Source organism: Streptomyces filamentosus (genome assembly GCF_014654895.1).
Taxonomy (GTDB): Bacteria; Actinomycetota; Actinomycetes; order Streptomycetales; family Streptomycetaceae; genus Streptomyces; species Streptomyces filamentosus.
In genome coordinates, this window is the sequence record NZ_BNBE01000001.1 from 607,937 (window position 1) to 629,155 (window position 21,219).

The 21,219-nt window shown below is 72.2% G+C and carries 15 protein-coding genes; 9 read left to right on the forward strand and 6 right to left on the reverse strand.

The features are described 5' to 3' along the window. Window positions 1-202: 202 nt before the first annotated feature. The 6 genes from IE326_RS02705 to IE326_RS02730 all read left to right on the forward strand — a co-directional run bounded on the left by IE326_RS02705 (window position 203) and on the right by IE326_RS02730 (window position 7,286). Window positions 203-1,237, forward strand: a complete 1,035-nt coding sequence (locus IE326_RS02705; RefSeq protein ID WP_190040721.1) for a LacI family DNA-binding transcriptional regulator — start codon at window positions 203-205, stop codon at window positions 1,235-1,237. A 146-nt stretch (window positions 1,238-1,383) separates the two neighbouring features. Next, on the forward strand, window positions 1,384-2,685 hold the full coding sequence (locus tag IE326_RS02710; RefSeq protein ID WP_229915178.1) for an ABC transporter substrate-binding protein: 1,302 nt from the start codon (window positions 1,384-1,386) through the stop codon (window positions 2,683-2,685). Between the two features lie 76 nt (window positions 2,686-2,761). Then, window positions 2,762-3,697, forward strand: a complete 936-nt coding sequence (locus tag IE326_RS02715) for a carbohydrate ABC transporter permease (RefSeq protein ID WP_187743063.1) — start codon at window positions 2,762-2,764, stop codon at window positions 3,695-3,697. A gap of 1 nt (window position 3,698) precedes the next feature. Continuing rightward, the gene (locus IE326_RS02720; protein ID WP_187743062.1) at window positions 3,699-4,571 is read left to right on the forward strand and encodes a carbohydrate ABC transporter permease; all 873 of its coding nucleotides are present in this window, start codon (window positions 3,699-3,701) and stop codon (window positions 4,569-4,571) included. A gap of 76 nt (window positions 4,572-4,647) precedes the next feature. After that, window positions 4,648-6,114 (forward strand): glycoside hydrolase family 32 protein, encoded by a 1,467-nt coding sequence (locus IE326_RS02725; RefSeq protein WP_190040723.1) that lies wholly within the window; start codon window positions 4,648-4,650, stop codon window positions 6,112-6,114. Between the two features lie 176 nt (window positions 6,115-6,290). Then, window positions 6,291-7,286 (forward strand): carbohydrate kinase family protein, encoded by a 996-nt coding sequence (locus IE326_RS02730; RefSeq protein ID WP_190040724.1) that lies wholly within the window; start codon window positions 6,291-6,293, stop codon window positions 7,284-7,286. Between the two features lie 231 nt (window positions 7,287-7,517). Here the strand turns inward: IE326_RS02730 and IE326_RS02735 are convergent, their stop codons facing one another. Continuing rightward, a complete protein-coding gene (locus tag IE326_RS02735) occupies window positions 7,518-9,074 on the reverse strand; it encodes an MFS transporter (RefSeq protein ID WP_190040725.1) in 1,557 nt (518 codons plus the stop codon). Window positions 9,075-9,421: 347 nt separating this feature from the next. Here IE326_RS02735 and IE326_RS02740 point away from each other — a divergent pair, with 347 nt between their 5' ends. From IE326_RS02740 to IE326_RS02750, 3 genes are all read left to right on the forward strand, one after another. Continuing rightward, window positions 9,422-11,179: an AMP-binding protein gene (locus tag IE326_RS02740; protein ID WP_190042133.1), complete on the forward strand. Its 1,758-nt coding sequence runs from the start codon at window positions 9,422-9,424 to the stop codon at window positions 11,177-11,179. A gap of 9 nt (window positions 11,180-11,188) precedes the next feature. Further along, window positions 11,189-12,010: a PaaX family transcriptional regulator gene (locus IE326_RS02745; protein WP_150235882.1), complete on the forward strand. Its 822-nt coding sequence runs from the start codon at window positions 11,189-11,191 to the stop codon at window positions 12,008-12,010. 299 nt (window positions 12,011-12,309) lie between these two features. Further along, window positions 12,310-12,816, forward strand: coding sequence for an ATP-binding protein (locus IE326_RS02750; protein ID WP_150235884.1), 507 nt, complete (start codon window positions 12,310-12,312; stop codon window positions 12,814-12,816). Here the strand turns inward: IE326_RS02750 and IE326_RS02755 are convergent. The 5 genes from IE326_RS02755 to IE326_RS02775 all read right to left on the reverse strand — a co-directional run bounded on the left by IE326_RS02755 (window position 12,770) and on the right by IE326_RS02775 (window position 21,159). Continuing rightward, window positions 12,770-14,209: an amino acid permease gene (locus IE326_RS02755; protein ID WP_190040726.1), complete on the reverse strand. Its 1,440-nt coding sequence runs from the start codon at window positions 14,207-14,209 to the stop codon at window positions 12,770-12,772. The two genes, IE326_RS02750 and IE326_RS02755, sit on opposite strands and share 47 nt — an antisense overlap. A gap of 238 nt (window positions 14,210-14,447) precedes the next feature. After that, on the reverse strand, window positions 14,448-15,473 hold the full coding sequence (argF, locus tag IE326_RS02760; protein WP_190040727.1) for an ornithine carbamoyltransferase: 1,026 nt from the start codon (window positions 15,471-15,473) through the stop codon (window positions 14,448-14,450). Window positions 15,474-15,643: 170 nt separating this feature from the next. After that, window positions 15,644-16,876: an arginine deiminase gene (locus tag IE326_RS02765; protein ID WP_190040728.1), complete on the reverse strand. Its 1,233-nt coding sequence runs from the start codon at window positions 16,874-16,876 to the stop codon at window positions 15,644-15,646. Between the two features lie 183 nt (window positions 16,877-17,059). Continuing rightward, a complete protein-coding gene (locus tag IE326_RS02770) occupies window positions 17,060-19,672 on the reverse strand; it encodes a polynucleotide kinase-phosphatase (RefSeq protein ID WP_150235892.1) in 2,613 nt (870 codons plus the stop codon). Continuing rightward, complete coding sequence (locus tag IE326_RS02775; protein WP_190040729.1) at window positions 19,669-21,159, reverse strand: 3' terminal RNA ribose 2'-O-methyltransferase Hen1; 1,491 nt, start codon at window positions 21,157-21,159, stop codon at window positions 19,669-19,671. Before IE326_RS02775 ends, IE326_RS02770 begins: the two co-directional genes overlap by 4 nt. Window positions 21,160-21,219 lie beyond the last annotated feature (60 nt).

The window sequence follows — 21,219 nt, forward strand, 5'->3', positions numbered from 1 at the left end:
GGCATGGTTCGGGCGCCGTCGCCGCTAATGCAAGAGCTAACGCATACGAATCTCAGCTTCGCGCTACCCAGAGATGTGCAAATCGGTACAGAAAGTCACCGTTACGCAGGCGAGATGTCCGGGGTGTTGACAGCGCATGACGAGTGAAGCAATCTCATCGCATCTTGCTAATCCGATTTAGCCGAGCGGAGCTGATCCACCGATGTCCGAACGCCGCGTGACCATGGCCGACGTCGCCCGCGAGGCGGGCGTATCGCCGACGACCGCGTCGTTCGCTCTGTCCGGCCGTACCGACATGCGCATCTCCGACGCCTCCCGGGAACGGGTCCTGGAAGCGGCCAGGCAGCTGGGCTACCGCCCGAACGTCACCGCGCGCAGCCTGCGGACGAAGTCCACACAGACCATCGGGTTCGTCTCGGACCGGATCACCACCACCCCGTTCGCCGGCGACGTCATCCGCGGCGCCATGGAGGCCGCCCGCGAGCGGGACAACCTGCTGTTCATCACCGAGGCGGGCGGCGACCGCGCCGCCGAGTCCTCGCTGGTCCACGCGCTGCTGGACCGCCAGGTGGACGCGGTGATCTACGCGACGATGTTCACCCGGTACGTCACTCCGCCCAAGGAGCTGTTCGGCCGCCGCGTGGTGCTGCTGAACTGTCTGGCCCCCGGCTTCGACGCCCCCTCCGTCATCCCGGACGAGCTGGAGGCCGGCCGGGACGCGGCACGCGCCCTGCTCGCGGCCGGCCACACCCAGGGCATCTGGGCGATCGGCGGCCACCAGGCCGTCCCGGCCACGCCCGAGGGGATCATCGCCGGCAACGAACGCATGCGCGGCCTGGAGGAAGTGCTGCGCGAGGGCGGCGCCCGCCTGGACGGCGTCATCGAATGCGACTGGGACACGCTGGACGGCTACCGGGAGGTGTCCGCCCTGCTGGCGGCCGGGACCCGCCCCCGGGCGCTGGTGTGCCTGGCCGACAGGGTGTCCTTCGGCGCCTACCAGGCGCTCGCCGAGGCGGGGCTGTCGGTGCCCGAAGACGTGTCGGTGATCTCGTTCGACGACCAGGACATCGCCTCCGTGCTGCGGCCCGCGCTCACCACGCTGAAGCTGCCGCACTACCAGCTCGGACGCCTGGCCGTGGAGCTCATCCTGCGCGGAGGGCCCCTCGACCCGATCGTCCACCGGGTCCCCATGCCGCTGCGGGAGCGTTCCTCCCTCGGCGCCCCAGCCGGGAACTAGGCCGGCGACAAAAGACAGCCGTCCCGCCACCCGCTCCGAGAGTCCGGAGTGGGCGCGGGACGGCCACCAAGAACAGCGACCGACGCAACCGGTCGCCAAGGGCGGGTCCTGCAAGACCCGCCTCCGTGAGATGGAGGAACCTCGTGGTGTTCAGAACAAGGCGCCTCGCTGCTGCGAGTGTAGCCGCCGCGGCGGCAACCGCGCTCGTCGCCGGATGCGCGTCCGGCAGTGGCGGGAGCTCGTCCGGGGCCAGCGGTGACACGCTGACCCTGTGGACGCACAACGCCGGCAACTCGGCCGAGCTCGACGTCGTCAAGAAGATCATCAAGGACTTCAACGGCTCCCAGAGCAAGTACAAGGTCGAGCTGCAGTCGTTCCCGCAGACCGACTACAACAACTCCGTCGTCGCCGCCGCCTCGGCCCGCAAGCTGCCCTGCCTGCTCGACGTCGACGGTCCCAACGTGGCGAACTGGGCCTGGGGCGGCTACCTGGCCCCCATCGACGTCACCGGCAGCCAGGTGCCGGTCGAGGACCAGCTCGACAGCACCGTCGGAACCTACAACGACAAGCTGTACTCCTTCGGGCACTACGACGTCTCCCTGGCCTTCTTCGCCCGCAAGTCCGTCCTCAACGAGCACGGCATCCGTATCCCCACCATGGACAAGCCCTGGACCAAGGACGAGTTCGACGCCGCCCTGGCCAAGCTGAAGAAGAGCGGCAAGTTCACCTACCCGCTGGAGATGGGCACCGGCGGCAGCGGCGAGTGGTGGCCCTACGCCTACTCCCCGCAGCTGCAGAGCTTCGGCGGTGACCTGATCGACCGCAACGGCTACAAGACCGCCACCGGCACCCTCGACGGCAAGGAGTCCGTGGAGTGGGGCGACTGGTTCCAGTCGCTGGTGACCAAGGGCTACATGGCCAAGAAGTCCGGCGCCGACCCCAACAAGGACTTCCTCGCCGGCAAGAGCGCCATCCAGTGGGACGGCAGCTGGAACGCCACCAAGAACGCCGAGAAGCTCGGTGACGACCTGGCGATCATCCCGCCGGTCGACTTCGGCAAGGGCCCGAAGATCGGCGGCGCCTCCTGGCAGTGGGCCATGAGCTCCACCTGCTCCAACAAGGAGGGCGCGCAGGAGTGGCTGAAGTTCTCCCGCCAGACCAAGTACTTCGTCGATTACGCCAAGGCGACCAGCACCATCCCCGCCACCAACGAGGCCGCCACACAGGTCGAGGACTACCAGCCCGGCGGCAGGTTCGCGGTGCTCGTCCAGTTCGCGCAGAAGTACGCGACGCTGCGACCGGTCACCCCGGCCTACCCCTACATCTCCACCGAGTTCCAGAAGGCGGCGCAGGACATCCTGGCCGGCGCCGACCCCAAGAACGCCCTCGGCCAGGCCGCGAAGAACATCGACAACAACCTGAAGACGAACAACAACTACTCAGGCTGACCCGCCCCGCCCCGCCCCGGTCCGGTTCGGGCCCCCGACCACCCAGCCCGAACCGGACCGGCTCCCTGGAGATACCGTGACCACCAAGACCGCAGCCCCCCAGCGGCTGCGTCCGGTCCGGCGAACCCGCACGAACAACGCCCGTCGCCGTGAGAGCCTCACCGCCCTCGGCATGGCCACCCCGGCCGTCGTGCTGCTGATCGTCTTCCTCGTCGTACCGGTCGCCCTCGCCTTCGCCCTGGCCTTCACCGACGCGAGACTCATCTCGCCCACCCCGGCCCGCTTCGTGGGCCTGAGGAACTTCACCCAGCTCTTCACCGACCCGGTCTTCTACAAGTCCCTGCGCAACACGATCTACTTCGCCGTGGTCGTCGTCCCGCTCCAGGCCGGCCTCGCCCTCGTCCTGGCACTGCTGGTCAACGCCAAGGTGCGGGGCATCAACTTCTTCCGGACCGTCTACTTCCTGCCCGTCGTCACCTCGATGGTCGTGGTGTCCCTCCTGTGGACCTTCCTCTACCGGCAGGACGGCCTGGTCAACAACATCATCTCGACCCTGACCCTCGGCCACTTCCAGGGCCCGGACTGGCTGGGCGACCCGGCCACCGCGATGCCCGCCATCATCCTGATGTCGGTGTGGCAGGGCGTCGGCTTCCACATGATCATCTGGCTGGCCGGTCTGCAGACCATCCCCGCCGAACTGTACGAGGCCGCCGAACTCGACGGAGCCACCACCTGGCAGCGTTTCCGCCACGTCACCTGGCCCGGGCTGCGCTCCACGCGCACCTTCGTGCTCGTCACCATCACGATCGCGGCGTTCAGCCTCTTCACCCAGATCAGGGTGATGACGCAGGGCGGCCCGCTCGACTCCACCACCACCGTCGTCTTCCAGGCGGTGCGCACCGGCTATGACCAGCAGCAGACCGCCTACGCGGCGGCCATCTCGCTGATCTTCTTCGTACTCGTCCTGACCGTGTCGCTCGTCCAGCGGTTCCTGACCCGGGAGAAGGACTGACATGACCTCCCTCCTCAAGCGACTCGGCGGTCATGCCGGACGCATCGTCCTGGCCCTGGTCTTCGCACTCCCGCTCGTCTTCATGCTGGTCTCGTCGTTCAAGACGGACGACCAGATCTTCGGCGACCTGGGCTCGGTGAGCGCCTTCCTCCCGGTCGGCGCCCTGTCGCTGGACAACTACACGGCCATGTTCGACCGGGTCCCCGCGGCACGGTTCCTGCTGAACTCCGTGCTGATCTCATCGATCACCGTGGTCCTCGGCATCATCGTCAACAGCCTGGCCGCCTTCGCGCTCGCCCGGATGCGGTGGTCAGGCCGCAAGGTCGTCCTGACCACGGTCATCGCCACCCTCATCGTGCCGTTCGAGACGTTCGCGCTGCCGCTGGTGTGGTGGGTCAACCAGCTGCCGCTCCTGCGCGTGAACGGCTTCCAGCTGGAGTGGACCACCGGCTGGATGGACACCTATCAGGTGCAGATCCTGCCGTTCGTCGCCAACGCCTTCTCGATCTTCTTCTTCCACCAGTTCTTCCAGAGCATCCCCAAGGAACTCGACGAAGCGGCGATCATGGACGGCGCCGGCTGGTTCACCATCTACCGCCGCATCGTGATGCCGCTGTCCGGCCCCGCCGTCGCCACCGTCGCCATCCTCACCTTCCTGCCGGCCTGGAACTCCTACCTGTGGCCGCTGATGGTCGTCCAGAGCGAGGAACTGCGCCCGGTGATGGTCGGCATCTCCTACTTCTTCCAGCTCAACGTGGGCTGGGGCCAGATCATGGCCTACTCCTCCATGATCACCGTGCCGATCCTCGCCCTGTTCGTGGCGTTCCAGCGGTCGTTCGTCAACAGCATCGCCTCCACCGGCGTCAAGGGCTGACCCCGCACCCGCGCTGTTGGATCCGCCCCGTCCTCATGACTTCCGTGTGCCTCGCACGCCCTGAGAAAGGCCCCGTGTGTCCACGTCGCCTGCCGACCCCCACCTGCCCGCCGTCCATCTGCGACCGCCCCGCAACTGGATCAACGACCCCAACGGCCTGGTCTTCCACGACGGCTACTACCACGTCTTCTTCCAGTACAACCCGCACGGCCCCCAGCACGCGAACATGCACTGGGGCCACTACCGCAGCCCCGACCTGATCACCTGGGAACCCCTCCCCGTCGCCCTCACCCCCACCCCCGGCGGATACGACGCCGACGGCTGCTATTCCGGCAATGCCATCTCCACCGGCGACCGCATGGTGGCCTTCTACTCCGCCCACCGCAACGACCGCTGGTGGCAGCCGGTCACCACCGCCGAGTCCCACGACAACGGCCACACCTGGACCAAACGCCCTGACCTGCTCATCCCCGAACCTCCCGCCGGCACCACCATGTACCGCGACCCCTACGTCTGGCGGCAGAACGAACGCTGGCGGATGCTGGTCGGCTCCGCCCTCGACGACGGCAGCGCCGCGGCGCTGTTGTACGAGTCCGAGGACCTGGAGCACTGGACGTACCGCGGCCCCTTCCACACCAGCGACACCGCTGCTGCTGCGGGCCCGATCGGCTGGGAGTGCCCCCAGTACGCCACCTTCGGCGACCGAAGCGCCCTGATCCTCAGTGACTGGACCCCCCAGGGCGGCCCCAGCCACACCACCGTCGTCACCGGCCGGGAGAAGGACGGCCGCTTCGAAGCGGCCTCGGTCCCCGTGCCGCTGGACCACGGTCCCGACTTCTACGCCCCCGCCCTGCTGAAGGCACCCGGAGAAGACCGCTGGCTGATGTGGGGCTGGGCCTGGGAGGCCCGGGACGACGCCTGGGCACACGAATCCGGCTGGGCAGGCGTCCTCACGCTCCCCCGAGAGGTCAGCCTCACCGCCGACGGCACGGTCGCCCAGCGCCCCGCCCGCGAGCTGCTGGCCCTGCGCGGCCCGCGCGTCCTGCACGGCACCGGCCACGTCACACGGACCGAGCCGGCCGAACTCGGCAGGATCGGCCACACTTTCGACCTCACGGCCGCCCTGACACCGGACACCACCGGTACCAGCGGGCTGCGCCTGATCACCTCCGCCGACGGCTCCGAGTACCTCGACATCACCCTCGACCCCACGGCAGGCCGCCTCATCGTCGACCGCACCCGCGCCTCGACGGATGCGCGGGCACGGGGAGGCGTATACACCGCGCCCTGCCCGGCCGCGGCACGCCCCAACACCCCCGTCGAGCTCCGCGTGATCGTGGACCGCTCGATAGCCGAGGTCTACCTGGCCGACGAACAGGTCCTCACCCTGCGGTTCTACCCGTCCACCGACGGACCGTGGCGGCTGCAGGCCCGTACGACAGGGGCAGGACGCGGCGAGTTCGCCGTCGCGGCATGGAACCTGATCGCAGCAGACCTCCCCCGAGAAGCCCAACTGGCGGGCCGGGGAACGCAGGGCGCTTGATTCCCCGGCCACACGAGCCCTGAAGGCCGGCCTGCCGCACGGAAAGGCCACGCACTTTCCGCACCGTGCGCGGCAGACATGTCCACCGCAGCCCCCACGCCCTTACGGCGCCCTCGGCTGCTTTCCGCGGCGCGGGGCGACAGCCCCGCGTCCTACCTGAGAGGCAGAAAGTCACCATGGCCCGACCCGGGTCCCCCGGCAGTGTCGACGTCCTCGGCGAGTGCGTCGCCGACATCTTCGAGGACCGCGACCGGTCCGATTCCGGCGGACTGGCCCTGCGGGCGCTTGCCGGAGGAGGCCCGGCCAACACCGCTGTCGCCCTCGCCCGGCTCGGCACCCCCACCCGATTCCTCGGACGCTTCTCCCGTGACGCCTTCGGCACCCTCTTCCGCGCTCGCCTCAGCGCCTCCGGTGTCGACCTGGCCGACAGCGTGATGACCTCCGAGCCCAGCACACTCGCCGTCGCCGACCTCGACGCGACCGGCCAGGCCGCGTACACCTTCTACGCCGAGGGCGCCGCCGACTGGCAGTGGACCAGCAGCGAACTCGCCACGAGGCGGAACGACGACGCGGCCTGCCTGCACACCGGCTCCCTCGCGCTGATCCGCCGGCCCGCCGGCAACCGCATCGAGGAACACCTCGCTCAGGTCCGCGAACACGCAACCGTGTCCATCGACCCCAACGTCCGCCCCCTGCTCGTACCGCCCTCCGCCTATCGCGAACGGCTGCCCCACTGGTGCGCCCTCGGCGACATCCTCCGCCTCAGCGAGGACGACTGCGCCGCCCTCGTCCCTGAGACCGGGCTGGACAAGGCGTGCGACACCTGGCACGCAGCCGGCGTCCGCCTCGTCGTCATCACCCTCGGCGGCAACGGCGCCCTCGCGTCACTCGACGGCACGCGCGTCACCGTCACGGCCCCTCCTGTCACCGTGGTCGACACCGTCGGAGCCGGGGACTCCTTCACCGCGGGCCTCCTCCACCGCCTCGCCGCCCTCGGACACCTCGGCGGCCGGCTCGATGCGCTGACCCTCGACGACGTCACCGACGCCTGCTCCTTCGCCGCCCATGTCGCCGCCCTGACGTGCTCCGTCGCCGGCGCGAACCCGCCCTGGGCGGATGAGACGGATGCCGGGTCCGGCGCCGGTCGATTCCTGACCCGGCGGACAGGCTGAAGGGCTCCAGCTGCCTCTGGGACTTTCCTGGGACTTTCAGCAGCATCAAGCGGCACGAAGGTGAAAGAAGGGAAAGGACGTTTTCCCAGGTCAGCCGACCCGCACAGTGAATCTGCGCAGCTCACAGGGCCGTCGAGTCTTTTCCGGGACATCTGAGGGACGTCCGGGGAACGACCCCGCGCACGGAAGGCCCCGCCGTCCCGGCGGGGCCTTCCCGCGTGTCCGGGGTGCTCACCCGCCCGGCATCATCGCCCCGCCGCCCTTGAGGCGCTCGATGTCGGAGGGGCGGACCTTGATGACGAAGAGGGCGACGAGGGCGCCGACGACGGCGAAGACGGCGGCGGTGACGAAGCCGGCGGAGACGCCGGAGGTGAGGACCTGGTCGGCCCAGGGGGGCGGGAGTTGGCCGGTCTCGGCGAAGCGGGCCTTCTCCAGGGGGCCGGCCTGGGAGAGGAAGGCGGGGACCTGGGTGTCGGCCTCGTTGCGGCTGGCGGTGCCGAAGACGGTGACGAGGATGGAGAGGCCGAGCGAACCGCCCACCTGCTGCATGGCGTTGAGCAGGCCGGAGGCCGCGCCGGAATCACGGGGCTCGACGCCCGAGAGGGCCATGATCGTGAGGGAGACGAACATCAGGCCCATGCCGAGGCCGAAGACGAGGATCGGGCCGAGGATGCTGCCGGCGTAGGTGGAGTGGACGTCGGTCAGGGTCAGCCACGAGAGGCCCACCGCCGTGAGGACCGAGCCGGTCACCATGAAGGGTTTGGGGCCGTAGCGCGGCAGGAGGTTGGAGGTCAGGCCGGCGCCGACCGCGATGATCGCGCTCACCGGCAGGAAGGCGAGGCCCGCCTCCAGCGGGCTGAAGCCCAGGACCTGCTGCACGAAGAGGGTGAGGAAGAAGAACATGCCGAAGATGGCCGCCGCCAGGCAGAGCATGATGACGTAGGTGCCGGAGCGGTTGCGGTCCGCGAACATGCGCAGCGGGGTGATGGGTTGCTGGGAGCGGCGCTCGACGAACACGAACAGGCCCAGGAGCACGACGGCCGCGCAGAACGAGGCGATCGTGTACGGGTCGCGCCAGCCCTCCTGGGCGGCGCGGATGAAGCCGTACACCAGCGCCACCATGCCGAGCGTCGAGGTCATCGCACCGGTCAGGTCGAAGTGGCCGGGGTGGCGCTGCGACTCCTTGACATGACGTGGCGTCAGGAAGGCGATGAGCAGGGCGATCGGGACGTTCACGAAGAAGATCCAGCGCCAGTCGAGCCATTCGACGAGCATGCCGCCGGCCACCAGGCCGATCGCGCCGCCGCCCGCCGAGACGCCCGCGAAGACGCCGAACGCCCTGTTGCGCTCAGGGCCTTCGTCGAAGGTCGTCGTGATCAGGGAGAGCGAGGTCGGCGAGGCGATGGCGCCGCCGACGCCCTGGAGGGCCCGGGCCGCGAGGAGTTGCCACTCGCTCTGCGCCAGACCGCAGAAGAGCGAGGCCAGTCCGAAGAGCAGCACGCCGAAGACGAACACCCGTCGCCTGCCGAGGATGTCGCCCGCGCGTCCGCCGAGGAGCAGCAGACCGCCGAAGGTCAGCGTGTAGGCGTTGACCACCCACGACAGGCTGGTGGTCGAGAAGTCGAGGGCGCTCTGGATGTGCGGGAGCGCGATGTTGACGATGGTGATGTCGAGGACGACCATCAGCTGACAGGACGCGATGACGAAGAGGGCGATGCCCTTGCCGTCGCCACCGGAGGCCGGTGCCTCCACTGTCGGGGTCGTCGGCTTCGGTGTACCGCTAGTCATGATCGTTCATGGCGCTTCGCGCCCTCACCGCAGGATCCGTGGGCCGGTCGGTCCACCTTTCGACCCTAAGCCCCGCCCCCTGCCGCGACCAGTCGATCAAGCACCGTCCCGGCCCGCCCCGTTCGGGGCCGCGCCCCGGCCGCCGGGACGCCCGCCGCCGTACCGGGTGAGAATGCGGGCATGTGGGTCCTTTCCCGCGCTCTCGGGCGCCCCCGCACCGCACCGGCGGCCTCCGGCCCGCCCCCGGTACGCCTCCGGGGGGTGGCCGCGTGGAGTTGACGCCCCCGGGGCACGCGGGACCGTCCCCCTCCGGCCGTACGGATCCGGCGCCGGTGCCCTCCGACCGCATGCCGCTGGCCCCCTCCGGGCACGTGGACGGTTTCGCGCGGGACCGGTTGCCGCCGGCCTCGCAGTGGCCCCGGCTGCTCCTCGGGCCGCCGGGGCCCGGCTACCCCGAACGGCTCAACTGCGCCGCCGAGCTGCTCGACCGGACGGCGGAGCGGTTCGGTCCCGGGCGGCCGGCCTTCCACGACGGGGAGGGCGGGAGCTGGAGCTACGGGGAGGCGCGCGAGCGGGTGGACCGGATCGCGCACGTGCTCACCGGGGAGCTGGGGCTGCGGCCCGGGAACCGGGTGCTGCTGCGCGGCCCGACCTCGCCCTGGCTGGCCGCCTGCTGGCTGGCGGTGGTGAAGGCCGGCGGGATCGCCGTCACGGTGCCCGCGCAGCAGCGGGCCGCCGAACTGGCCCTCGTCGCCGGGGTGGCGGGCTGCTCGCTGGCGCTGTGCGAGGCGGGGGCGCTGGGCGAGCTGCGGGCCGCCGGCGTGCCGGGTCTGGCCGTCGTCCCGTACGGCGGCGAGGGGTCCGGCGACCTCCTCGCCCGCGCGGGGCGCGGCCCCGCGCGGCCCTACCGGGCGGCCGACACGGCGGCGGACGACGTGGCGCTGATCGCCTTCACCTCCGGCACCACCGGCCGCCCCAAGGGCTGCGTCCACTTCCACCGGGACGTCCTCGCCGCCGCCGACACCTTCTCCGCGCACGTGCTGCGGCCCCGCCCGGACGACGTCTTCGCCGGTTCCCCGCCGCTCGCCTTCACCTTCGGCCTCGGCGGCCTGCTGGTCTTCCCGCTGCGGGCCGGCGCCTCGACCGTCCTCATGGGCCGGGCCGGGCCGCAGCAGCTGCTCGCGGCGACCGGCCGCCACCGGGTCTCGGTGCTCTTCACCGCGCCGACCGCCTACAAGGCGATGCTGGGCCTGCTCGCCGCCGGCTCCCCCGCCGACCTGTCCTCGCTGCGCCGCTGCGTGTCGGCCGGGGAGAACCTGCCCGAGGCCGTGTGGACCGGCTGGTACGCGCGGACCGGGCTGCGGCTCATCAACGGCCTCGGCTCCACGGAGCTGCTGCACGTCTTCGTCGCCGGCGCCGACGCCGACAGCCGCCCCGGCACCACCGGCCGCCCGGTGCCCGGCTGGCGGGCCGTCGTCCTCGGGCCGGACGGGCGGCCCGTGCCGGACGGCCGGGAGGGGCTGCTCGCCGTGCGCGGACCGGTGGGCTGCCGCTATCTGGCCGACCCGCGCCAGACGGAGTACGTGCGGGACGGCTGGAACGTCACCGGCGACCGGTACGTCCGCGAGCCGGACGGCCTGCTCCGGTACGTCTCCCGCGCCGACGACATGATCGTCTCGGCCGGGCACAGCATCGCCGGGCCCCAGGTGGAGGAGGTCCTCCTCGACCATCCGGACGTCGTGGAGACGGCGGTGGTGGGCCGCCCGGACCCGCTGCGCGGCCAGGTCGTGGTGGCCTGCGTGGTGGTGCGGGACGGGGTGCCGCGCGACGCGTCCACCGCCGCCGCGCTGCGCGCCTTCGTCCGCGCCCGGCTCGCCCCGTACAAGTCGCCCCGCGCGGTCGTCTTCCTCGACGCGCTCCCCCGCACCGCCACCGGCAAGCTCCAGCGCCACCGGCTGCGCGGCCCGGACGCACCGGATCCGCCCGGCCCGCCCCCTCCGTCCGCCCCGGCCCGCGAGGGCGCGGCCCCCACGGGCACGACCCGCAGAGGCCCGGCTTCCAGGGGCGCGGCCTCCGGGGGCACGGCTCCCGGGGATACGGCCTAAAGTGATCACGTGGCCGAGCAGCACACCCCCCGTTCCCTGATCGTCTCCCTCTACGGCGCCTACGGCCGCCCGTCCGAGGGGACGCCGATGCCCGTGGCCGCGCTGATCCGGCTGCTCGCGACGGTCGGGGTGGACGCCCCCTCGGTGCGGTCCTCGGTCTCCCGGCTGAAGCGGCGCGGGCTGCTGCTGGCCCGCCGGACGCCCGACGGCTCGGCGGGCTACGCGCTCTCGGACGACGCCCGGCGGCTCCTGGAGGACGGCGACCGGCGGATCTACGCCCGGACGGAGCCGTCGCTCTCGGACGGCTGGGTGCTCGCGGTCTTCTCGGTGCCGGAGCAGGAGCGGCACAAGCGGCATCTGCTCCGCTCCCGGCTCGGCCGGCTCGGCTTCGGCACGGCGGCCCCGGGCGTGTGGATCGCGCCGGCCCGGCACTACGAGGAGACCCGCAACGCCCTGGAGCGGCTCGGCCTCTCCTCGTACGTGGACTTCTTCCGCGGCGACCACCTGGGGTACGCGGCGACGGCGGAGGCGGTGGCCCGCTGGTGGGACCTGCCGGCCATCGCGCGGCTGCACGAGGAGTTCCTGGCCGGGTACGAGCCGGTCCTCGCGGCCCGGCGGAAGGACCCGGGCACGGCGGAGGACGCCTACCGGGACTACCTCCTGGCCCTCGACTCGTGGCGCCGGCTGCCGTACGCGGACCCGGTGCTGCCGGCCGGGCTGCTGCCCGAGGGCTGGCCGGGGCGGCGCTCGGCGGAGGTCTTCGCGGAGCTGCACGCGCTGCTGTGGGAGCGGGGCGCGGAGCACGTACGGACGGTGGAGAAGGACCTGTAGGGGCTCGCGGGGGCCTGGAGGCGGGATCGCGGGGGCCGTGGAGGGGCTCGCGGGGGCCGTGGACGGGGTCGGCGGGGGGCTGGTGGAGGGGCCCGCGGGTGGGCGCGGGGGCGGCCCGTCCCGGAGGGCCGCCGAAGGTCCCGGCGTGCGGGGCGTGGGTCCCCGGGGGGCCGGGAGGGGCGACTCTATGGCGGGAAATCGTCCCCCTATAGGGTGGAAACCAGGACGTCTCGGATGGTCCCGCTCCGTCACCGTACGTCGTCCGCCCGCCACCCCCGGCGAAGGGAGCCCGCCCCGCCATGCCCCACGACACCGACCCCGCGCCCGGCGGCTGTCGGGGCGTCCGGCTGCCCCGCACCACCGCCGCCGTCCCCCTCGCCCGGGCCCTGGTCCGCGCGGCCCTCGACGCGTCCGGTGGATCCGACGCGTCCGATCCCTCCGGTGGGGCCGCGGCCGAGGCGGCCGGCCGGCCGGACCGCGACACGGCGGAGCTGCTCACCGCCGAGCTGGTGGCCAACGCCGTCGAGCACACCCGGGGCGACGGTCCGATCGAGCTGTTCGTGGAGCTGCTCGCGGCGCCCGGCGGCTGTCAGATCGAGGTGCACGACCCCGATCCGGCCCACCCCGGGGAGCTGGTCTGCCCGGATCCGGACGCCGAGGTGGATCCCTGGCAGGAGCACGGACGCGGACTGCTGCTGATCCGGGCGCTCAGCAGTGCCTGCGGGCACCGGCCGACCGCCCGGGGCAAGGCGGTCTGGTTCACCCTCCCTCGGCTCCCCGCGCAGCGCCGTCCCGCCCGGGCGTGACCGCGTCCGCGAGGCGCGAGCGGCGGCGCCCGTACACCCCGTAGAGCACCGCCCCGACGACGAGGAAGCAGGCGAAGACCAGCCAGGTCCGCCAGCCGGTCCCCCAGATGAGGTAGAGGCAGAAGCCGATGCCGAGGAGCGGGCTGGCCGGGTAGAGCGGGACCTTGAAGGAGCGGCCGAGGCCGGGCTCGCGGCGGCGCAGCACCATCACCGCGAGGTTGACCACGGCCATGATCGCCAGGGTGCCGATGGTGGTGAGGTCGACGACGACGTCGAGCGGGGCGAAGGCGGCGGGGACGGCGAAGACGGCGGCGACGATCCAGGTGTTGGCGACGGGGGTGGCGGTCTTCGGGGAGACCCGTTCGAAGACCCGGGGCATGAGGCCGTCGCGGGACATCGCCATCAGGATGCGGGTCTGGCCGTACATCACGGCGAGGACGACGGAGGCGATGGCGACGACCGCGCCGAAGGCGATGACGCCGCCGCCGACCGAGGAGCCGGTCACCTGGTCGACGACGAGGGAGAGCGCGGCGGGCTTGTCGGCGACCTCGCCGGCGCCGAGCGCGCCGATCGCGGCGAGGGCTACGGCGCAGTAGAGCACGGTGACGAGGCCGATGCAGATGAGGATGGCGAGCGGGATGTTCCGGCGCGGGTTCTTCACCTCCTCGCCCGCGGTGGTGATGGCGTCGAAGCCGATGTACGAGAAGAAGGCGACCGAGGCGCCGGCGGTGATGCCGCCCATGCCCTCGGTGGCGAACGGCGAGAGGTGGCCGGCCTGGAAGGCGGAGAAGCCGATCGCGCAGAAGACGATCAGGATGCCGATCTTCAGGACCGCCATGGCGGCGGTGGCGCGGGCGCTCTCGCGGACGCCGCGGACCAGGAGGGTCGCGGTCATCAGGATGACGACCACCGCGGGCAGGTTGACCACGCCGCCCTCGGCGGGGCCGGCGGCGAGCGCGTCGGGCAGCCTGAGGCCGGTGAGGCTGTGGAGGAGTTCGTCGAGGTACTGGCTCCAGCCGACGGCGACCGCGGAGACCGAGACGCCGTACTCCAGGAGCAGGCACCAGCCGACGAGGAAGGCGGCCCGCTCGCCGAGGCTCGCGTAGGCGAAGGAGTAGGAGGATCCGGAGACCGGGATCGCGCCGCCCAGCTCCGCGAAGGAGAAGGCGGTGAAGACGCAGGTGATCGCGGCGAGGACGAAGGAGACGACGACCGCAGGCCCCGCCTCGGCGACGCTGTCGGCGAGGCCGACGAAGATGCCGGTGCCGACGATCGCCCCGACGCCGAAGCACACGAGCTGGAAGAGGCCCATGGCGCGCTTGAGGCTGTGGCCTTCGAGGTCGGCGCCGGATTCGGCGATCAGCTGTTGGGGGGACTTGATCCGCGAGAACATGCGGGGCGGTCTCTCATCTCTGGTTCTGCACGTGGGGGCGTGGGGCGCGTGGGGGTGCGGGTGGGGGCGCGCACGCGTCAGGGGGGTCCGGGCATACATGCCCGGACCCCCCTGAACGATGCGATCGTAGACCGCTGACCGCATATTCACCCAATCGGGCGTAAAGCTATGCCCGATGGCAGTGCCCCCCCGATGACCGTGCCCCGATGGCAGCGCCCCGGCGGCCGCGCCCCGGCGGCTACGCCCCGGCGGACGGCTCCGCCGGGCCCGCCAGGGTGGCGACGAGGACCGCCTTGATGGTGTGGAGCCTGTTCTCGGCCTCGTCGAAGACGACGGAGTGCTCCGACTCGAAGACCTCGTCGGAGACCTCCAGCTCGGTCAGCCCGTGCCGGGCGTGCACCTCGCGGGCGACCTTCGTGCCCAGGTCGTGGTAGGCGGGCAGGCAGTGCATGAACTTGACGCCGGGGTTCCCGGTGGCGCGCAGCACGTCCATGGTGACGGCGTACGGGGCGAGGGCGGTGATCCGCTCGTCCCACACCTCCTTGGGCTCGCCCATCGACACCCACACGTCGGTGACCACGAAGTCGGCGCCGCGGACGCCGTCGGCGACGGACTCGGTGAGGGTGATCGTGGCGCCGCTCTTCTCGGCGAGCCCGCGGGCGGCGGCGACGACCTCGCGGGACGGCCAGTACGCCTCGGGGGCGACGATCCGGACGTCCATGCCGAGCAGGGCGCCGGTGACGAGGTAGGAGTTGCCCATGTTGAAGCGGGCGTCGCCGAGGTAGGCGAAGGAGATCCCCTCCAGCGGCTTGTCGCTGTGCTCGGTCATGGTGAGCACGTCGGCGAGCATCTGGGTGGGGTGCCAGTCGTCCGTCAGGCCGTTGAGGACGGGGACGCCGGCGTGGGCGGCCAGTTCCTCCACGGTGTCCTGCCCGTCGCCCCGGTACTCGATGGCGTCGAACATCCGGCCGAGGACGCGGGCGGTGTCCTTCACCGACTCCTTGTGGCCCATCTGGGAGCCGGAGGGGTCGAGGTAGGTGGTGGAGGCGCCCTGGTCGGCGGCGGCGACCTCGAAGGCGCAGCGGGTGCGGGTGGAGGTCTTCTCGAAGATCAGGGCGATGTTCCGGCCGGTCAGCCGCCGCACCTCGGTCCCGGCCTTCTTGGCGGCCTTCAGCTCGGCGGCGAGGGCGACCAGACCGCGGAACTCCTCGGCGGTGAAGTCCAGCTCCTTGAGGAAGTGGCGGCCGGAGAGGTCGAGGGCCATGGGGCGCTCCTGGGGGTGCGGGCGGACGGTCGGGGCGGGTGACGGGACGGGGCGCGGGCGCGCGCGCCCGGCGGCGTCCCGCACCACGACGCTGGAAGTGTATACGTAATTCAGCATTCTTATACAGTCAGTGTCCCCCTGCGACCCCGAGCGACCCCCGCCGCGGCACCTCACACCGCGTCCCGCACCACCGGGCAGCTCATGCAGCGCGGGCCGCCCCTCCCCCGCCCCAGCTCGCTCCCCGGGATCTCGATCACCTCGATGCCCCGCTTCCGCAGGTGCGTGTTGGTCGTCACGTTCCGCTCGTACGCCACCACCACCCCCGGCTCCACCGCCAGCACGTTGCACCCGTCGTCCCACTGCTCCCGCTCCGCCGCGTGCACGTCCTGCGTCGCCGTCAGCACCCGCACGTCCTGGAGGCCCAGCGCGGCGGCGATCGCGCTGTGCATCTGCTCCGGCGGATGGTCCGTCACCCGCAGCGCCTGCCCCTCGTCGCCCGGCTCGATCGTGTACGAGCGCAGCATCCCGAGGCCCGCGTACTGCGTGAACGTGTCCCCGTCCACCATCGTCATCACCGTGTCCAGGTGCATGAACGCCCGCCGCTTCGGCATGTCCAGCGCCACGATCGTCCGCGCCGACCCCGCCGCGAACAGCCCCCGCGCCAGCATCTCCACCGCCTGCGGGGTGGTCCGCTCGCTCATCCCGATCAGCACCGCGCCGTTCCCGATGACGAGCACGTCGCCGCCCTCGATCGTCGACGGATAGTCCGCCTGCCCCTCGGACCAGTGGTGGAACGCGCCCGCCTCCGGGCCCGTGAAGAGCGGATGGTGCTTGTAGATCGCCTCGAAGTGCACCGTCTCCCGCTGCCGGGCCGGCCACTTCATCGCGTTGATCGACACCCCGTCGTAGATCCACGCCGAGGTGTCCCGGGTGAAGAGGTGGTTCGGCAGCGGACCGAGCACGAAGTCGTCCAGCTCCAGCGCGTGGAAGCGGACCGACGTCGGCTCCCGGTGCGCCGCCAGGAACTCCCGCTTCGTCATCCCTCCCACCAGCGCCTCCACCAGCTCCCCCGGGCCGAGCGAGTCGAAGGCGGCCCGCAGGTGGTCGGCGGCGAGCGGCCCGTACTCCTTCTCGTCGAAGACCCGGTCGAGGACCAGCGCCCGCGCCGCCGGCACGTCCAGCGCCTCTCGCAGCAGGTCCCCGAAGAGGTGCACCTCGACGCCCCGGTCCCGCAGCACGTCGGCGAAGCCGTCGTGCTCCTGGCGGGCCCGCCGCACCCACAGCACGTCGTCGAAGAGGAGGGCGTCCTTGTTGGACGGGGTCAGCCGCTTCAGCTCCAGATCGGGGCGGTGCAGGATCACGCGGCGGAGCCGGCCGGTCTCTGAGTCGACATGGAATCCCATGCGCCCATCCTGACGGAGCGGACGGCCGTGCGCGTGGGACGCGCACGGCCGAATTCGGCGCCGGGGCCCCTTCGTACGGGGAGCCGATGGATCGCGACCCCTTCGTACGGGGAGCCGGCGGACCGCGACCCCGGCGCCGAGGCCGGCTCCGGCGCCCCGGGCTGCGGCCCGGGATCCGCCGGGCTACAGCCTCGGGTCCACCGGCTCCGATTCCAGGGCGAGCACCGCGAAGACCGCCTCGTGGACGCGCCACAGCGGCTCCCCGGCCGCGAGCCGTTCCAGCGCCTCCAGGCCGAGCGCGTACTCGCGCAGGGCGAGCGACCGCTTGTGCCCGAGGTGGCGCTGCCGCAGCCGCTCCAGGTTCTCCGGCCGGGTGTACTCGGGGCCGTACACGATCCGCAGGTACTCCCGGCCGCGCACCTTCACGCCCGGCTGCACCGGGCGGCCCGAGCCGTCCCGCACCAGCGCGGCCAGCGGCTTCACGACCATGCCCTCGCCGCCGGCGCCGGTCAGCTCCAGCCACCAGTCGGTGCCCGCGCGGACGGACGCCTCGTCGCCGGTGTCGACGACGATCCGCCGCGTCACCTGGAGCAGGCCCGTCGGATCGTGCTCCACGAGCCGGTCGAGCCAACCCAGTTGGGTGTCGTGCGGCACGTCCGCGAGCGACCTGCCCCGGCCCGCGAGCAGCTGGAACGGCGCGAACCGCACCCCGTCCAGACCGTCCGTGGGCCAGCAGTAGCGCCGGTACGCCTCGGTGAACGCGCCCGCGTCCGCCGCCCGTTCCCGCTGCGCGGCGAGCAGCCCGCCGACGCCCTCGACGCCGCGCGCGGCCGTCGCCTCCAGCGCCCGGACGACCTCCGGCAGGACCGCGCCGGAGGCGGCGCCGACCGCCGCGTACTGGTGGCGCAGCAGCCCGCCCGACTTCAGCGACCACGGCATCAGTTCGCCGTCGAGCAGCAGCCAGTCCGTGTCGAGCTCCTCCCACAGCCCGGCCGCGCCGATCGCCGTCCGCAGCCGGCCGAGGACCTCCTCGGTGGCGGCGTCGTCGTCGAAGAACGGCCGGCCGGTGCGGGTGTGCAGGGCGCCCGTCGGCCCGTCCACGCCGAACCGCTCGCGGGCCGCGTCCGCGTCCCGGCAGACCAGCGCGACCGCCCGCGAGCCCATGTGCTTCTCCTCGCACACGACCCGCTCGACGCCGTCCGCCCGGTACTGCGCGAACGCCTCCGCCGGGTGCTCCAGGAAGCCGTCCGCCCTCGCGGTCGGCGTCGGCGCCATCGTCGGCGGCAGATAGGCGAGCAGCCTCGGGTCGACCGCGAAGCGGCTCATGACCTCCAGCGCCGCCGCCGCGTTCTCCTCCCGCACCGCCACGCGGCCCAGGTGCCGGGTCTCGACCGTCCGCCGGCCGTGCACGTCGGCCAGGTCGAGCGGCCGGCCCTCGTGCCCGCCGGGCGCCTCCGACGCCAGCGGCCGGGCAGGCTCGTACCAGACCTTCTCGGCCGGAACGTCGACGAGTTCGCGCTCCGGCCAGCGCAGCGCGGTCATCCGCCCGCCGAACACCGCGCCGGTGTCCAGGCAGATCGTGTTGTTGATCCAGGACGTCGTCGGCACCGGCGTGTGCCCGTACACGACGGTCGCCCGGCCCCGGTAGTCCTCCGCCCACGGATAGCGCACCGGAAGACCGAACTCGTCGGTCTCGCCGGTGGTGTCGCCGTACAGCGCGTGCGAACGGACCCGGCCCGAGGTGCGGCCGTGGTACTTCTCCGGCAGACCGGCGTGGCACACCACCAGCCGCCCCTCGTCCAGGACGTAGTGGGAGACGAGTCCGTCGATGAACTCCCGCACCTGCGCGCGGAACTCCTCCGGCTCGCGCTCCAACTGCTCGATGGTCTCGGCGAGTCCGTGGGTCTGCTGGACCTTCCGCCCCTTCAGCCAGCGCCCCAGCTTGTTCTCGTGGTTGCCCGGCACGCAGAGCGCGTTCCCGGCCGCCACCATGCCCATCACCCGGCGCAGCACGCCCGGCGAGTCCGGGCCCCGGTCGACGAGGTCGCCGACGAAGACCGCCGTACGGCCCTCCGGGTGCGCGCCGTCCACGTAACCCAGCCGGCCGAGCAGCGTCTCCAGCTCGCTCCGGCAGCCGTGGACGTCACCGATGACGTCGAACGGCCCGGTCAGGTGCCGCAGGTCGTTGAACCGGCGCTCCAGCACCACCTCCGCCGTGTCGGCCTCCTCCGCCGAGCGCAGCACGTGGACCTTGCGGAAGCCCTCCCGCTCCAGGCCCTTCAGGCCCCGGTGCAGCTCGCGCCGGTGCCGGGGGATCACGTGGTCGGGCATGCCCGCCCGGTCGGCCCGCAGCGCGTTGCGCTCCCGGCAGACCGACTCCGGCAGGTCGAGCACGATCGCGATCGGCAGCACGTCGTGCTCCCGCGCCAGCTGCACCAGCTGACGGCGCGCCTCGCGCTGCACGTTGGTGGCGTCGACCACGGTCAGCCGGCCCGCCGCGAGCCGCTTGCCGACGATGTAGTGGAGCACGTCGAAGGCGTCCCGGGACGCCGACTGGTCGTTCTCGTCGTCCGCGACGAGTCCCCGGCAGAAGTCCGAGGAAACCACCTCCGTCGGCTTGAAGTGCCGCCGCGCGAAAGAGGACTTGCCGGAACCGGTCGCGCCGACGAGCACGACGAGGGAGAGGTCGGTGACGGGCAGCCGCCGGTGCTTCCCGGTGGCGCTCTCCGTGATGGTCTCCGCCGCTTCCTCCGCGCCGGTCCCGCCGGTGGTCCCGTCGGTCGATCCGGTGCTCATGCCCGTCCCTCCTTCTTCCTCGTCCCGTCCTCTTCGGCGTCCGCCCCGGTACGGGTGAACACCGCCAGCTGCGTCGGCGGACCCACCTCGGGGTCGTCCGGCCCGACCGGCGCGAACTCCACGCCGTAACCGTGCCGTTCGGCCACGTCCTCCGCCCAGGACCGGAACTCCGCCCGGGTCCACTCGAAGCGGTGGTCGCCGTGGCGGACGTGCCCGGCGGGCAGCGTCTCCCAGCGCACGTTGTACTCGACGTTCGGCGTGGTCACGACCACCGTGCGGGGGCGCGCCGAACCGAACACCGCGTACTCCAGGGCCGGCAGCCTCGGCAGGTCCAGGTGCTCGATCACCTCGCTCAGCACCGCCGCGTCGTACCCGCCGAGCCGCTTGTCCGTGTACGTGAGCGAGCCCTGCACCAGCTTCACGCGAGCGGCCTGCCGCTCGCCCATCCGGTCGAGCCGCATCCGGCGCGCGGCGACCGTCAGCGCCCGCACCGACACGTCCACGCCGACGATCTCGGTGAACCGCGATTCCTTCAGCAGCGCCTGCACCAACTGGCCCTGCCCACAGCCCAGATCGAGTACCCGGGCGGCGCCGGCGGCCCGCAGCGCGGTCAGGATCGCCTCGCGCCGCTGCTCCGCGAGCGGCACCGGCCGCTCCGCCGTGTCGCACGTCTCGTCCACGGCGTTGTCGACGTCCTCGACCTCCAGCCCCTCCGCCTCGGCGAGCCGCACCAGTTCGAGCCGCTCCTCCGCCTGCCGGGCCAGACTCCGCCGGCGCGTCAGGTAACGGTCGGTGATCAGCCCGCGCCGGGGGTGCGCCGCCAGCCAGCCCTCGCCGGCCCGCAGCAGCTTGTCGACCTCGTCGGACGCGACCCAGTAGTGCTTGGCGTCGTCGAGCACGGGCAGCAGCACGTACAGCTGGTTCAGCGCCTCCGCGAGCCGCAGCCCGTCGCTCTCCAGGACCAGCCGCACGTACCGCGAATCGCCCCACTCGGGGAACTCCGCGTCCAGCGCGACCGGTTCGGCCACGACCGTCGTCCAGCCGAGCGGCCCGAACAGCTCCCGGACCAACTCCGCACCGCCCCGCGCGGGCAGCACCGGCACCTCGATCCGCAGCGGCAGCGGCGCGGCCGCCCGCTCGGGCATCGCCCGGCACTCGCCGTGCAGCGCAGACTTGAAGACCTGCGCCATCGCGACCGCGAGCAGCGAGGACGCGGCATAGGGCCGGTCGTTCACGTACTGCGCGAGCGCCGCGTCCGGGGCGCCGCCCCGGCCCTTCCCCTTGCCCCGGCGCACCAGCGCCACGGGGTCCACCTCCAGGAGCAGGGCGGCGGTGCACCGCTCCGCGGTGGCCTCGGGATAGAGCACGTGCGCGACGCCGTGCGAGGTGGAGAACGCCTGCGCCCTCTCGGGATGCTTGTGCAGCAGAAAACCGAGATCGGTCGCGGGGCGCTCCGGGATGCCGGTGGTACTGATCGTCAGGAACACACGTGTGAGTATGAGCGCCGCTCCTCCGCCCCCACCAGGCATTTTCTCGCGCGTCCATGC

Bases quoted from the DNA above. Each gene is read 5' to 3' on its own strand.
- IE326_RS02755 (WP_190040726.1), bottom strand. From the start codon at position 14,209: ATGTTCTCGCGGATCAAGTCCCCCCAACAGCTGATCGCCGAATCCGGC.
- IE326_RS02735 (WP_190040725.1), bottom strand. From the start codon at position 9,074: ATGACTAGCGGTACACCGAAGCCGACGACCCCGACAGTGGAGGCACCG.
- IE326_RS02765 (WP_190040728.1), bottom strand. From the start codon at position 16,876: ATGGGATTCCATGTCGACTCAGAGACCGGCCGGCTCCGCCGCGTGATC.
- argF (WP_190040727.1), bottom strand. From the start codon at position 15,473: ATGGCCCTCGACCTCTCCGGCCGCCACTTCCTCAAGGAGCTGGACTTC.
- IE326_RS02720 (WP_187743062.1), top strand. From the start codon at position 3,699: ATGACCTCCCTCCTCAAGCGACTCGGCGGTCATGCCGGACGCATCGTC.
- IE326_RS02770 (WP_150235892.1), bottom strand. From the start codon at position 19,672: ATGAGCACCGGATCGACCGACGGGACCACCGGCGGGACCGGCGCGGAG.
- IE326_RS02740 (WP_190042133.1), top strand. From the start codon at position 9,422: ATGCCGCTGGCCCCCTCCGGGCACGTGGACGGTTTCGCGCGGGACCGG.
- IE326_RS02730 (WP_190040724.1), top strand. From the start codon at position 6,291: ATGGCCCGACCCGGGTCCCCCGGCAGTGTCGACGTCCTCGGCGAGTGC.
- IE326_RS02750 (WP_150235884.1), top strand. From the start codon at position 12,310: ATGCCCCACGACACCGACCCCGCGCCCGGCGGCTGTCGGGGCGTCCGG.
- IE326_RS02705 (WP_190040721.1), top strand. From the start codon at position 203: ATGTCCGAACGCCGCGTGACCATGGCCGACGTCGCCCGCGAGGCGGGC.